This window comes from Actinoplanes octamycinicus (genome assembly GCF_014205225.1).
Lineage (GTDB): Bacteria > Actinomycetota > Actinomycetes > Mycobacteriales > Micromonosporaceae > Actinoplanes > Actinoplanes octamycinicus.
In genome coordinates this window covers 7,739,916-7,753,158 of sequence record NZ_JACHNB010000001.1, presented here as the reverse complement: position 1 = coordinate 7,753,158, position 13,243 = coordinate 7,739,916, and the positions used below count along the sequence as shown (strand labels likewise).

The 13,243-nt window shown below is 72.1% G+C and carries 10 protein-coding genes; 5 read left to right on the top strand and 5 right to left on the bottom strand.

Annotated features, from left to right (window positions below):
- Window positions 1-50: 50 nt before the first annotated feature.
- Complete coding sequence (locus tag BJY16_RS35030; RefSeq protein WP_185043835.1) at window positions 51-815, bottom strand: methyltransferase domain-containing protein; 765 nt, start codon at window positions 813-815, stop codon at window positions 51-53.
- 274 nt (window positions 816-1,089) lie between these two features.
- Here BJY16_RS35030 and BJY16_RS35025 point away from each other — a divergent pair, with 274 nt between their 5' ends.
- Window positions 1,090-1,914 (top strand): phosphotransferase family protein, encoded by an 825-nt coding sequence (locus tag BJY16_RS35025; protein WP_185043834.1) that lies wholly within the window; start codon window positions 1,090-1,092, stop codon window positions 1,912-1,914.
- A gap of 124 nt (window positions 1,915-2,038) precedes the next feature.
- On the opposite strand, the gene BJY16_RS35020 is transcribed toward BJY16_RS35025, so the two are convergent.
- A complete protein-coding gene (locus BJY16_RS35020) occupies window positions 2,039-2,848 on the bottom strand; it encodes an SAM-dependent methyltransferase (RefSeq protein ID WP_185043833.1) in 810 nt (269 codons plus the stop codon).
- Window positions 2,849-3,008: 160 nt separating this feature from the next.
- Window positions 3,009-4,730 carry a DUF6461 domain-containing protein gene (locus tag BJY16_RS35015; RefSeq protein ID WP_185043832.1) on the bottom strand — a complete coding sequence of 574 codons (1,722 nt, stop codon included), beginning with the start codon at window positions 4,728-4,730 and terminating at the stop codon, window positions 3,009-3,011.
- 73 nt (window positions 4,731-4,803) lie between these two features.
- Here BJY16_RS35015 and BJY16_RS35010 point away from each other — a divergent pair, with 73 nt between their 5' ends.
- The 4 genes from BJY16_RS35010 (at window position 4,804) to BJY16_RS34995 (ending at window position 9,015) form a co-directional block, all read left to right on the top strand.
- Window positions 4,804-5,712 carry an AEC family transporter gene (locus BJY16_RS35010; RefSeq protein ID WP_185043831.1) on the top strand — a complete coding sequence of 303 codons (909 nt, stop codon included), beginning with the start codon at window positions 4,804-4,806 and terminating at the stop codon, window positions 5,710-5,712.
- Window positions 5,713-5,749: 37 nt separating this feature from the next.
- Window positions 5,750-6,313 carry a hypothetical protein gene (locus BJY16_RS35005; RefSeq protein WP_185043830.1) on the top strand — a complete coding sequence of 188 codons (564 nt, stop codon included), beginning with the start codon at window positions 5,750-5,752 and terminating at the stop codon, window positions 6,311-6,313.
- 13 nt (window positions 6,314-6,326) lie between these two features.
- The gene (locus BJY16_RS35000) at window positions 6,327-7,937 is read left to right on the top strand and encodes a TM0106 family RecB-like putative nuclease (RefSeq protein ID WP_185043829.1); all 1,611 of its coding nucleotides are present in this window, start codon (window positions 6,327-6,329) and stop codon (window positions 7,935-7,937) included.
- 121 nt (window positions 7,938-8,058) lie between these two features.
- Window positions 8,059-9,015, top strand: coding sequence for an S-4TM family putative pore-forming effector (locus tag BJY16_RS34995; protein WP_185043828.1), 957 nt, complete (start codon window positions 8,059-8,061; stop codon window positions 9,013-9,015).
- Window positions 9,016-9,391: 376 nt separating this feature from the next.
- Here BJY16_RS34995 and BJY16_RS34990 read toward each other — a convergent pair whose 3' ends face one another.
- Entirely contained in the window at window positions 9,392-10,636 is a 1,245-nt protein-coding gene (locus tag BJY16_RS34990) for a helix-turn-helix domain-containing protein (protein WP_185043827.1), read from the bottom strand.
- Window positions 10,637-10,715: 79 nt separating this feature from the next.
- Window positions 10,716-13,202, bottom strand: a complete 2,487-nt coding sequence (locus BJY16_RS34985; protein ID WP_185043826.1) for a DEAD/DEAH box helicase — start codon at window positions 13,200-13,202, stop codon at window positions 10,716-10,718.
- Between the last annotated feature and the right edge of the window lie 41 nt (window positions 13,203-13,243).

Below are 13,243 nucleotides of genomic sequence, written 5' to 3'. Positions count from 1 at the left end.
CCTTCCTGTGGCTGTCTCCGCTCTTTGGGCTGGTCATGGAGTTGGGTCGGTCAGGGGTGGCCGACCAGGAGCCGAAGGGAACCGGTCCATTCCGGCTGGGTGCGCAAGTGGCCGAAGCGGGCGTCCCAAGTGCCGGAGTCCAGGTCGTCGCGGAGACTGCGGAGGCACCGGGCGGTCGCGGCCTCGTCGACGAATCCCCAAGCCGACTGGGCGGCGCGCACCCGGGCGTCGAGGAAGCGCTCCGGGCGGGCATAGAACGCCTCGGTGAAACCGTCCACGCAATCGATCGGGATCGGCACCTCGACGACGTCGCAGCTCGCGCCGATCGCGCCGGTCAGGTCGGAGATCGCCGGATCGCGGCGCTGCTCGGTGGCGATCAGCTCCGGACAGTACTCGGCCAGCCAGAACCGGCCGGCCGCCGCCGGGTCGAACACCAGCAGCGCCACCGGGCCGCGGGCGACGCGGCGCAGCTCGGACAGCCCTCTGCCGAGGTCCGACCACTGATGCACGGTGATCGTGGCCATCGCCGCGTCGAACGCGTCATCGTCGAACGGCAGCGCCTCCGCCCAGGCGTCGACCGCGGGCACCGCCGTCCGCGGGCGCTGAGCCCGCATCCCGGCGGACGGCTCGACGGCGGTCACATACCGGTCGGCCGGCTCGTAGGACCCGGCGCCCGCACCCACATTGACCACCGTGCGAGCGTCCCCGAGTGCGGCCTGGATCATGCCGGCGATCCGCGGATCCGCCCGCCGCTGGACCGCATATCCCGAACCGTGCAGGTCGTAGTCGAAATCCCCGGCGAGTGTGCTGCCCATCAGACGTCCCTTCGCTGAGCCGACCGTCCCGACGCTAAACCCGCACCTCGGGGCCGGGTCAACGCCGAACCTCCATCTCTCCGGCTCCTTCGCGCAGCGCGGCATCGAGCAGTGCCAGGGCGGTGTGACGCACGGTCTCGGCGGCCTCGTCCGGACTCTGGCCGGCGATGTCCTGCAGCCAGATGCGCCCGGCCCGAGTCGGAAGCTCGGCTGACGATCGGTTCGGGCGAGGCGGAGCGCGCGGCGGAGGGGTCGATGCTGCGACGATGGGTTCATGACCGTGGCAGAGGTTCGCGATGCCGTGGCGGTGGGCCTGCCGGGCTACGAGATCGAGTCGGTGGCGCCCATCGGAGACGGTCTCGACAACTTCGCGTACGAGGTCAACCGTGACCTGATCGTCCGCATCAGCAAAGACCCTGATCCGGAGCGGACCGCGCACGAGGGTCGCCTCCTGGACGCGGTCGCGGCGGTCGCGCCGGTTCCGGTGCCCTCGCCGGCCTTCGTGATCCCGGAGCGTGGCTGTCTTGCCTACTACAAGCTTGCCGGTGTCCCGCTGCTGGACCGGTCGCAGCGGTTCCGCGACGCGCACGCCGAGCGGGTCGTCGCCGCGCTGGGCGACCTGCTCACGGCCCTGCACACCATCCGGCCCGCCGATGCCGAGATCGACGACGAGTCAGGGGAGGGGTCGATTCAGGAGACCGCCGATTTGTACGCGACCGTCGCCGCCCACGTTCCGCCGTTCTTCCGGGGCCGGATCGAGTCGTTCCTGTGTACCGGTCCGCCGGCCGCCGACTACGAACTCGTCTTCTCCCACAACGACCTGGGCATCGAACACGTCCTGGTGGACGAGTCCGGCACGGTCACCGGCGTCATCGACTGGAGCGACGCTGCTTTGGTGGACCCGGCTTGTGACTACGGCCGGCTCTACCGCGACCTCGGGCCGCCCGCACTCGCCGTCACCGATCCGGCCTTGATCGATCGCGCCGTCTTCTACGCCAGGTGCGCTGTCGTCGAAGACCTCGCCTATGGCCTGGAGACCGGCCGGTCCCGCTATGCCGAGAAGTCGCTCACCGCGCTGGAGTGGCTCTTCCCAGCGTGACGCAGTCCCGCCCGAGACCGTCCTCGGTCCGCGTCGCTGCCCGAGCGATGCGCCGCTGTCCGGGTGATGCGCCGCTGTCCGGGCGATGCGCCGCCGGAGCGGCACGTCGCGCAGTGCCCGGGAGCTATCGGACCTGGCCGATCAGGGCGTTGAAGGCTACGTCCTCGATGCGGGGGCGGGGGTTGGGGGCGTCTTCCGGCCACCACTCGGAGACGGACTGGACGCCGGGTGGGAGCAGGTCCAGGCGGGTGAAGAGTTTTTCCAGCTGTTCCGCGGTGCGGGCACGGAAGCGGCCGTCCGGGTTGGCGGCTTCCAGCTTCTCGATCGCCTCGGAGGGGAGGTACTCCCAGGTGGAGTGGGAGGCGACCACGTAACTGCCGGGCGGGAGGGCGTCGATCAGGGTGTCCACGATGCCCTGGGGGTCCTCGTCGTCGCGGACGAAGTGGAGGACGGCCACCAGCATCAGGGCGATCGGCTGGGTGAAATCGAGGGTGGACCGGACCTCGTGGTCGTCGAGGATGCCCTGCGGCTCGCGCAGGTCGGCGTCGATGTAGGCGGTGGTGCCCTCCGGGGTGCTGGTCAGCAGGGCCCGGGCGTGGGTGAGGACGATCGGGTCGTTGTCGACGTAGACGATCCGGGACGCCGGGTCGATCCGCTGGGCCACCTCGTGGGTATTGTCCGCGGACGGGATCCCGGTGCCGATGTCGAGGAACTGGCGGATGCCGCGTTCGGCCAGGAAGCGCACGGCTCGCTGCAGGAAGGCCCGGTTCTCCAGGGCGGCCAGGCGGATCGTCGGCATCGCGGCCTCGATGGCCTCGGCCGAAGCGCGGTCGGCGGCGAAGTTGTCCTTGCCGCCCAGCAGATAGTTGTAGCGCCGGGCCGGATGCGCCACGGTCGTGTCGATCCGATCCAGTGCGTGCCGCCGGTCAGCCACCGACGCCCTCCTTCGTGCCGCGCGAACCCCTGTCGATCGAGAACCGCACCCGGCCCAAGATCTGAGCGCATCGTAGTACTCGATGTTCCATCCGGAGTGGACAGATAGGTCACAACGGCCAAACACCCAGCCGACCGACAGGCGCCCGGGCGGGGCGATATCAGATGGCGGTGCTGAAGCGGGCGCGTAGTTCGGTGGTCAGGTCTTCGTCCCGGCCGTCGAAGGTTTCCAGGGCGGTGGCGAAGGTGTCGATCAGGGCCTTGGCGGGATCGGGGTTCGCGGTGTTGAAGATGGTGATGACGGCCATCGGTGCGCGGTCGATGCGTTCGCGGAGTTCGGCGCGCTGGGACTCGGTCAACCGGTCGCCGAGCTGATCCAGCGGGAGCCCGGTGGTGGCGGTGACCAGCGCGGCCGCGGAGATCAGCCGGAACACTGCCTTCCGATCCGGGAACGGCAGCGGCTCCCCGCGGTCCAGAGCCTCCAGGGCCGGCCGGGCCCAAGCCAACCGGTCCAGCCCGGCGACCTCGAAAGCCCGCCGAGCCAGCCACCGCGCCGCGGCCCGCTGCTTCGTCGCGTCCCACGAGGCGAACTCCTTGGCCATCACCGCGTACGCCGCGGTGGAGCCCAGTGCCGGCGCGCCGCGACCAGAACCGGCCGCGTCCAGGCCTGCCGCGTCCAGGCTGGCCACGTCCAAGTCGGCCGCGCGAAGGCCGGCGCCGGACTCGTCACGGCCGGAGCTGCCCGAGCCGGGGCCGGAAGAGGCAGGGCCGGACGACGCAGGGCCGGACGAGGCGAGGCCGCTCAGGGCGGAGGGAGAGGCGGACGCGGATGGGGTGGGGCCGGCGGTGGCCAGGACCGTCGGGGCCGGGGGAGTGGCCGGGGTGTCCTGCAACGCGCGCAGGGCGCAGCGCCGGACCACCACCGCCTGCAGGCTGCGGTCGCTGTCGTGCAGGGCGTAGGCCGTACCGAAACGCTCGCGGGCATCCCCCGACGGCACCGCCGCGGCCGCGAGGTCCTGCACCGCGTTCATCGCCGGCAGGTCGTCGGCGACCCGTTCGTGCAGCTCCCGCAGCCGCGACCGGACCTCCGGCCCGATCGCCCGCCCGGCGTCCAGGGCGTCCAGAACTTCCTGGATCACCGGCTCACCGATCAACCCGGAGTCCTCGGCGATCAGCCGGGCCCGGAACGCGACCATCGCCGGCACGTTCGCAGCGGTCGGCGCGGCCAGCATCCGCTGCACGAACGGATGGTCGAGCGCCGCCAGCCCCCGCCCGCCCTCCGGCACCAGGTCGTCCGGGACCAGGGTCAGCACCGCGCCGGGCAGGTCCCGTTCCATCAGGTCGAAGGGCAGCCGGACCCCGGTGATCCGTTCGGCCAGGGCGAGCCCGGCCGCCTCCGGGATCACATCGTCCTCGTAGCCGAACGGCAGCCCGTCCAGGTGCTCGTCGAGCAGTTCCGGGTTCTCGCCGGTCCGCCGTTCCGGCCGCAGGTGGTCGATCACCACCTGGATGCGGTCGTCCCGCACGTAGCTGAACTCGGACCGCCCGTTGACGTTGCGGTAGACGCTGAGCGCGACCCCGTCCCCGGCCGCCGCCGCCCGGCGCAGCACCTCGGAGCGGTTCCCCTGACAGCCGTTGATCTCGATGCCGATCCGCCAGTCGCCCAGCGCGGCGACGACCAGGGTGGCCGGCTCCTGCCCGTACGGAAAACCGTCCAGAACCTGGGCCAGCGCGGCCTGCGACATGATCGCGGCCGGGTCGCCGCCGAAGGCGCTGATCAGCGCGGCGTCGTCGAGCCCCCGGACGAAGGTGAGGCAGAACGCCTCGCCCCATTCCGCGTCCACCAGCATCCGGTCGTAGTACTCCGCCGCCTCGTCCCCCACCCGGTCACCGTACGGCCGGCCGCCGCGCCCCGGAGTCGATTCGCCGCCCGGTCGCCCGATAGCGTCGCTGATCATGGTGGCGGCGCTCTCCGGGTTCCTGCTGATCGGTGTGATCGTGGCGGCCGGCTGGGGGCTGCGCCGCTGGGCCGACCTGCCGGCGAACGCCGAGACCGTGCTGGCCCGGGTGGTCTGGCTGGTGCTGAACCCGTGCCTGCTGTTCACCGGGGTGGCCGGCGCCGACCTGACCGCGCTGTTCAGCGAGCCGCTGCTGGCCTCGGCCGGCGCGGCGCTGCTCTGCTTCGCCGCCTATCCGGTGATCGTCAGAAACCGGCAGAACCGGATCATCGGCGCGCTGTCCGGCGGTTACGTCAACGCGAACTACATCGGCATCCCGATCGCCACCTACATCCTCGGTGACGCCGCCCTGGTCGTCCCGATCATCATGCTGCAACTGCTGGTCGTCACGCCGATCGCGCTCACCCTGTTGGAACTGGCCGCCACCGGCCGCACCTCGGTCCGCGCCACCCTGACCACCCCGCTGCGCAACCCGATGATCGTGGCGGTGCTGCTCGGCGCGGCCGTCTCGCTGACCGGCGTGCGGCTGCCCGCGATGGTGCTCGACCCGCTGATCACGGTCGGGCACGCCGCCGTACCGCTGGTCCTGATCGCCTTCGGCATGTCGCTCTCCGGCCGCCGCGTCCTGGCGCCCGGCCCGGACCGGGCCGCGACCGTCGTCGCGGTCCTGCTGAAGACCGTGGCGATGCCGCTGCTCGCCGTCCTGCTCGCGACCGGCCTACGGTTGTCCGCCGACGAGACCTACGCCGTGACCGTTCTCGCCTGTCTCCCGACGGCGCAGAACGTCTACCTGTACGGCCAGCGGTTCGGCGTCGGCCTGGTGCTGGCCCGGGACACCATTTTCCTCACCACGATCGCCTGTGTCCCGGTCGTCCTATTGGCGACACTGTTGTTCACCCTTCGGTGAATGGCCAGGTCAACCCGGGCGTGGCACCATTTCGCCAGTGACCGTACGCCGGATGCCGCTCACCGAGGTCCTGGCCGCCTTCCGGCCCGCCTTCGGTGGCGTGACCTGGAAACGGGCGATCCCCGGCATCCTGGCAGACCCGGACAGCGCCCAGGTCGTCGAGCTGCTGCGGGCCGAGCTGGTGCTGCACGGCGGGTTCGCCGAGCCGATCCTGGTCGACCCGGGCGCGCGGGAGATCCTGGACGGCATGCACCGGATCGCGGCCGCCGTGCTGACCGAGCACGACGCCCTCGACCTCACCGACACCGAGGCCGACCTGCCGGAGAAACGTCTGGTCCTGGCCACGCTGGGGGTCGCCGCGATGAGTTCCGGGGCGGTCGACCGGCTGGCCCGGGCGCTGCGCTCGTTCCCGCTCGCCGGCGGCTGGACCACGTGCGGCATGCTCTTCCCGGGCGACGACCAGGTGAGCGGCTGGTGGCGCTGCCCGCCCGGCCAGGACACCACGCTCGGCGCGGAGCTGGTCGTCCGGGCGACCCGGGCCGGCGTACCGGTCAGTCTGATATCGATCACCGGGGTGGACGAGCCGGACGAGCCCGAGTGATCTACCATCGCGCATGATCTTGCTGGGCGGCTATGCGGCGAAGTCCTGCCCGCGCGCGGTGCACAACCGGTACGACCGGACCGTCCCGCGCCCGGAGCTGCCGGTCGCCGCCGAGCTGCAGCAGCTCTTCGACACCGGCGTCGCCTTCGAGGACGAGGTGCTCGGCAAGTGGGCGGCGCTCGGCCTGCCCGGCTACACCGACCTGCGGGACCTGGACGGCGACAAGCGCATCCACATCGGCGCCACGATCGGCGCCATGCGCGCCGGGGCGTCGGTGATCGTCGGCGGGCGGCTGCCGGACGACGAGGCGGGCCACCGCACCGGCAAGCCGGACCTGCTGCTGCGCGCCCCCGGCGGCGGTTACCACCCGGCCGACATCAAGGCCCACCAGGTGCTCGGCACCGGAACTGACGCCCTGGTCAGCACCCTCGACGCACCCGCGCTGGCGGACGCGTCCCGGCTCACCGACGCCCGGGCCAAGGCGCACGAGAACGACCTGATCCAGCTCGCCCACTACTGGCGGATGCTGCAGGCCTGCGGGCACCAGGCGGATTCGCCGTGGGGCGCGGTGCTCGGCACCGACGGGTTGCAGCTCGTCTGGTACGACCTGAGCCTGCCCCGCTTCGTCACCTTCTCCCGCAGCCGGGGCCGGGCGGAACGCAGCGCCCTGCACCGCTACGACCACGAGCACGCCTTCCGGGTCCGGGTCGCCGAGGTGGCCGGGCAGCGCGAGGGGCGGCCCACCGACCCGGAGCCGCTGGTCGCGCCGGTCGGGCAGGCCGAGTGCGAGACGTGCCCGTGGGCTCCGGTGTGCGTGGAGTCGCTGCCGGCCACCGACCTGAGCCGGGAACTGCGCGGCACCCTGAGCGTCCGGGAGTACCTGGCGCTGCGGGGCGCGGGTGTCCGTACCGTCCAGGAGCTGGCGGACAGCGAACCCGCCGCCCTCCTCGCCGGCGCCTATGGCGCCGAGGTCGGTCATCTGCGCCAGCACCGCCATCGGCTGCACAAGGCGACCGTCGCGGCGCGGCTCGCCCGGGACGGCCTGGTGCTGCGGATCAAGGACGGGCCGCTGCCCGCGGTGCCGCGCGCCGACGTGGAGATCGACATCGACGCCGAATGGGGTGTCGACGACCGGGTCTACCTGTGGGGCCTGCTGATCACGGCGGACGGGGTGAGCCGCTACGAGTCGTTCTTCGACCCGGTGCTGCCGGACGAGGCCCACCCGGCGCGCCGCTGCCTGGACCGGCTCGACACGCTGGCCGCGCAGGCCGAGGCGGCCGGCCGCAGCCTGCTGGTCTTCCACTACACCTCGCCGGAACGCACCCGGGCCCGCCGGTTCCCGCCGCTGCCGCGCGGCGCGGCGCACCCGGACCGGTGGATCGACCTGCACTCGGTGGTCCGCGCGGCGGTCGAGTCGCGGGCCGGGCTGGGGCTCAAGACGGTCGCCGTGCACGGCGCCGGGTTCCGCTGGCGGGACGAGGATCCGGGCGGCCGGCAGTCCCAGGAATGGCATCGGCGGGCCCGCGAGGGGGACCGCGCGGCGGCCGTCCGGTTGCTCCGGTACAACGAGGACGACGTGCGCGCGACACTTACTGTGCGTAATTGGTTGACGACCGTACGCTAATAATTCGTCAACCGCACGTGAGCTGCTGAAATAGATGGCCGTCGGTCGATTTCGCGATAATGTTGGGTATCGCCCCTTCGTGGCTTCGTGCCCGATGTCACTGTCCGAGGCGGTGACAGCCATGACCGATCGCCGACCTGCCGTCCGCCAACGCCCGATCGACCCCACGCTGAGTCATCTTCTGCGGGCGACCGCCGTCTCCCACGCCCGGGTCAGACGTCTCGCCGCACTCCGCCTGGCGATCTCCGCCGCGCTCGCCGGCGCCGGACTGATCGCCGTCTTCTTCGGCGCCGTCACCGGGAAGCCGTTCAGCGTCACCCTGTCGGTGATCGGGGTGCTCTGGGCCCTCGCCTACTCGCTCGGCCTGGCCTCCTGGTCCGACCGCGAACTGCACCGCGCCGCGCTGCTGCAGGAGTCCTTCGAGGTGCGCCTCTTCCAGCTGCCGTGGAACTGCATCCTGTGCGGCGACGAGATCTCCCCGGAGGACGTCCGGCACCTGAGCAGCCGCTACCGCGGCGACCCGCCCCGCGACCACCACGAGATGCCGAACCTGCCCCGCCCGTTCGACGTGCTCGCCCGCCAGCAGCAGAACCTCTCCTGGGGCAGCCGGGTCCGCCGCCGCTACGCCCAGGTGGTGATGCTGGCGATGACCGGCTGGGCGATGCTCGGGCTGATCACCGCGATGCTGCGCAACTCCACGATCACCGACCTGTTCGTGCAGTGGTGCGTACCGTCGCTGGGCATGTTCATGCTCGGCTGGGACACCTTCCGCGAACAGCGCCGGGTCGCCACCGACCGCCGCCGCGTCTGCGGCTACTCCCGCGCCCGCTGCGCCATGCTCGCCCCCGCCAACCTCGACCCGGAAGTCAACCGCGACCTCTGCCGGATGGCCCGCCAGGTCCAGGACCAGCTCTTCCTCTCGCGCCGCCGCGCCCCGCGGGTGCCGAGGTGGTTCTTCCGGCGCTACTACACCCAGGACAGCAGCGACTTCACCGCCGGCCTCGCCGAAGCCAGGTCCACGTTGCTGGCCGCCGGCCTCCACACCCGAGCCCGCCCCCGACCCCCCGACAGACCGTGACCGCTCCCGGCCCCCTCGTCGACCCGCTTCCGGCTCGCGGCCGCGCCCAAGATCAACTTCAAGATCTTCATTTACGCAGGTCCGCTGGGGTGCGGATCGCATGCTGCCGCGCGGGCCGGGCGCGGCGATCTGGCCGCTGGCGCGTCCAAAACAATCGCCGCGCCCTTCACGGTCCGCGGCTGGTCACCGAAACCCCACAGCCGCGACGCCCGCCCTGCCCCCCCGCGGCGCGGGTCCCGGCTGGGCCTCATGGGTGTCTCACGGACCGTGAGACACCCATGAGGCCCAGCCGGTGAGCCGGGACCCGCGCCGCGGACCGTGGTGGGTGGCGGTGTGGCGCTCGGGGTGGTTCGGGAGGTTGGCGAGGGCGGGGAGGTCAGGTGAGGTGGAGGCGTTCGCAGAGGGCTCGTAGCTCGGTGCCGCCGGCCTGGCGGCGGGAGCGGTCGAGGAGGGCCCGGGCGGTTTCCTGGACCAGCGACGACGTGTGGACGTGCTGGGGGGCCACCCGTTCGGCGGTGAGCAGGAAGCGGATCGCCTCCCGGTCACGGCCGCGCAGCCGGGCCAGGGCCCGCGCGGTGTCGGCGTAATAGAACACCTGGCGGAAACCGACCGGCAGCGCCGCCGGGTCGGTGTCCTGGGCGATCCGGGCGGCCCGGCCCGGGTCGTCGCCGTCGGTCTCGATGCCGATCCGCCAGAAGTCGATGTTGGTCGGGCCGAAGTACAGGCCCAGCGTCGTGGTCTCCCCGGTCTGCCGGGCCAGCTCGGCGGCCTCGGCGCACCAGGCCCGGCTGTCGTCCGGCCGGCGCCGGCCCCGGCTGGTGTAGGCGCAGATCAGCTGCAGCGAACCGAGCATCTCGGCGGCGCCCGGGCGGGCGGCGTGCGGGCTCAGCGCGTCGACGGCCCGTTCCGCCAGGGCGTAGCCACGGTCGTAGGAGCCGCAGGCGCCGGCCGCGCTGGCCCGGGCGTACGCGGCGTACCCCCGCATGACCGGGTCCTCGGTCGCGTCGGCGGCGTCCCGGCAGCGTTCCGCGCCCAGCCAGGCGTCGGCCGGGTGGCCCAGATTGCGCAGCACCGAGGAGGCGATGAAGGTGACGTCGCAGAGCAGCCGCAGCGCGCGGGCCCGGTCCTCGCCGGTGGCGGCCCGCGACGGCCGGGCGGTCGCCGGGTGCAGGCCGCGCAGCAGCTCCGGGATCAGCCGGCCGGCTCCCGCGTAGTCGCACGACCGGCGCAGGTCGTCGACCAGCGCCACGGTCCGCGCCAGATCCGCGAGAGGCGGTCCCGCGGGCGATGGGTCCGCCGAGGGCGGGGGCGGAGCGGAGAGGTCCAGGTCGACGAGGGCCTGGCGGATGCCGTGGACGGCGGCGTGCGCGGCCACCGCGGCGCGGTCACCGGCCGGCACCGCGGTCCCGGCGAGCTCGGCGGGCGAGCACTCCAGGGCCGCGGCCATCTCGGCCAGCACGAACCGGTTGTCCGCCGCCTGCAGCCCCCGTTCGATCCGGCTCCAGGTGGCGTGCGAGACGCCGGCGCGGCTGGCGGAGTACCGGATGCTCCAGCCGCGGCGCAGGCGGCGGTCCCGGATGCGGTCCCCGATGGTCGGGTCCGGCGTCGGTCGTGGCGTCATGCCCCGACGGTAGAACCGGCACGGACTCCCGGTGGTACATGCCGGTACCACGGCGCTGCGGCCGTACTGAAAAGGGGTTCTAGTGCGGGCCGACCGCGAGAATGGTGATCGCCGCGCTGCCCGCCTCGTCGGAGGCGGCCAGGTCGACCGTCGCGTCGATGCCCCAGTCGTGGTCGCCCTCCGGGTCCTCGAAGACCTGGCGGACCGTCCACACCGCCGGACCCGCGTCGATGTGCAGGAACGCCGGGCCGCGCGCCGCCGGGCCGGTGCCCAGCTCGTCGTACTCGTCGAAGTACTCGTCGATGGCCTTGCGCCAGCGCTCCGCGGTCCAGCCCGACTCGCCGTCCAGCTCGCCCAACTCGTCGTAGCGGCCCAGCGCGGCCAGCTCGACCCGGCGGAACATCGCGTTGCGGACCAGCACCTTGAACGCGCGCACGTTGCGGGTGACCGCGGGCGGCTTGTCGTCGATCCGGACCTCCTCGACGACCGCGCCCGGGTTCCGCAGCCGCTCCCACTCGTCGAGCAGGCTGGAGTCGACCTGGCGGACCAGCTCGCCGAGCCACTCGATCAGGTCGCCGAGCTCCTCGGTGCGGGCGTCCTCCGGGACGGTCTGGCGCAACGCCCGGTACGCGTCGGCGAGGTAGCGCAGGACCAGGCCCTCGGAGCGGGACAGGCCGTAGAACGAGATGTACTCGGTGAACGTCATCGCCCGCTCGTACATGTCGCGGACCACGGACTTCGGCTTGATCTCGTAGTCACCGACCCACGGGTGGCCGCGGCGGTACGTCTCGTACGCCGCCTCCAGCAGCTCCCGCAGCGGCTGCGGCCAGGTGACCTCCTCGAGCAGCTCCATCCGCTGCTCGTACTCGATCCCCTCGGCCTTCATGGCGTTGACCGCCTCGCCGCGCGCCTTCTGCCGCTGCGCCGAGACCACCTGGCGCGGATCCTCCAGGGTCGACTCGATCACCGAGACGACGTCCAGCGGGTACTCCGGCGCCTCCTTGTCCAGCAGCTCCAGGCAGGCCAGCGCGAACGGGGACAGCGCCTGGTTCAGCGCGAAGTCCAGCTGTAGGTCGTCGACCAGCTTGTAGACCCCGGCGTCGGTGCGCTCGATGACCCCGCCGGCGATCAGCGCGCGGGCGATCGCGATCGCCCGGCGGATGTGCTTGCGCTGCTGGGCCGGGTCCTCGTGGTTGTCGGTGAGCAGGTGCTTCATCGCCGCGAACGGGTCACCGCCGCGGGCCAGCACGTTCAGCAGCATCGCGTGCGACACCTGGAACGACGAGGTGAGCGGCTCCGGCTCGGCCTCGATCAGCCGGTCGAAGGTCGGCCGGCCGTAGCCGACCTGACCCTCCGGCGGCTTCTTCCGGACCACCTTGCGCCGCTTCTTCGGGTCGTCGCCGGCTTTCGCCAGGGCGCGCTCGTTGTCGATCACGTGATCCGGCGCCTGGACGATCACGGTGCCCAGCGTGTCGAAGCCGGCGCGGCCGGCCCGGCCGGCGATCTGGTGGAACTCGCGGGCCTTGAGCAGCCGGGTCTTCACCCCGTCGTACTTCGACAGGCCGGTGAACAGCACGGTCCGGATCGGCACGTTGATGCCGACGCCGAGGGTGTCCGTCCCGCAGATCACCTTGAGCAGGCCGGCCTGGGCGAGCGTCTCCACGAGCCGGCGGTATTTCGGCAGCATGCCCGCGTGGTGCACGCCGATCCCGTGCCGGACCAGGCGCGACAGCGTGCGCCCGAAACCGGCGGTGAACCGGAAACTGCCGATCGCCGCCGCGATCTTGTCCTTCTCCTCGCGGGTGCTCATGTTGATGCTCATCAGCGACTGGGCCCGTTCCAGCGCGGCCACCTGGGTGAAGTGCACGATGTAGACCGGCGCCTGCTTGGTGGCGAGCAGCTCCTCGATCGTCTCGTGCAGCGGCGTCATCGCGTAGCTGAAGATCAGCGGGACCGGGCGCTCCGCGTTGCTGACCACGGCGGTGCTCCGGCCGGTGCGCCGGGTCAGGTCGTCGACGAACCGGGTGACGTCGCCGAGCGTCGCCGACATCAGCACGAACTGGGCCTGCGGCAGCTCGATCAGCGGCACCTGCCAGGCCCAGCCGCGATCCGGCTCGGCGTAGAAGTGGAACTCGTCCATCACCACCTGGCCGACGTCGGCGTCGGCGCCCTCGCGCAGCGCCAGGTTCGCCAGGATCTCGGCGGTGCAGCAGATGATCGGGGCGTCCGCGTTCACGCTGGCGTCGCCGGTCAGCATGCCGACGTTGTGCGCGCCGAAGATCTCGCAGAGCGCGAAGAACTTCTCGCTGACCAGCGCCTTGATCGGCGCGGTGTAGAAGGTGGTGCGGCCGTCGGCCAGGGCGGCGAAGTGGGCGCCGGCGGCGACCAGGCTCTTCCCGGAGCCGGTCGGGGTGTTCAGGATGACGTTGGCGCCGGTCGCGATCTCGATCAGCGACTCCTCCTGGTGCGGGTACAGGGTCAGGCCCTGCTCCTCCACCCAGGCCTGGAAGGCTTCGAAGACGGCGTCGGGTTCAGCGGTGCCGGGAAGGCGATCGGTCAGCGTCATGATCCTGCAAGTCTGTCATTTCGCGGGCAACCTCGCGTCAA

What these genes read in the sequence shown, in the direction of transcription:
- BJY16_RS35030 (WP_185043835.1), bottom strand. Translation starts at nt 815, where the DNA reads ATGGGCAGCACACTCGCCGGGGATTTCGACTACGACCTGCACGGTTCG.
- BJY16_RS35010 (WP_185043831.1), top strand. Translation starts at nt 4,804, where the DNA reads ATGGTGGCGGCGCTCTCCGGGTTCCTGCTGATCGGTGTGATCGTGGCG.
- BJY16_RS34985 (WP_185043826.1), bottom strand. Translation starts at nt 13,202, where the DNA reads ATGACGCTGACCGATCGCCTTCCCGGCACCGCTGAACCCGACGCCGTC.
- BJY16_RS34990 (WP_185043827.1), bottom strand. Translation starts at nt 10,636, where the DNA reads ATGACGCCACGACCGACGCCGGACCCGACCATCGGGGACCGCATCCGG.
- BJY16_RS35025 (WP_185043834.1), top strand. Translation starts at nt 1,090, where the DNA reads ATGACCGTGGCAGAGGTTCGCGATGCCGTGGCGGTGGGCCTGCCGGGC.
- BJY16_RS34995 (WP_185043828.1), top strand. Translation starts at nt 8,059, where the DNA reads ATGACCGATCGCCGACCTGCCGTCCGCCAACGCCCGATCGACCCCACG.
- BJY16_RS35000 (WP_185043829.1), top strand. Translation starts at nt 6,327, where the DNA reads ATGATCTTGCTGGGCGGCTATGCGGCGAAGTCCTGCCCGCGCGCGGTG.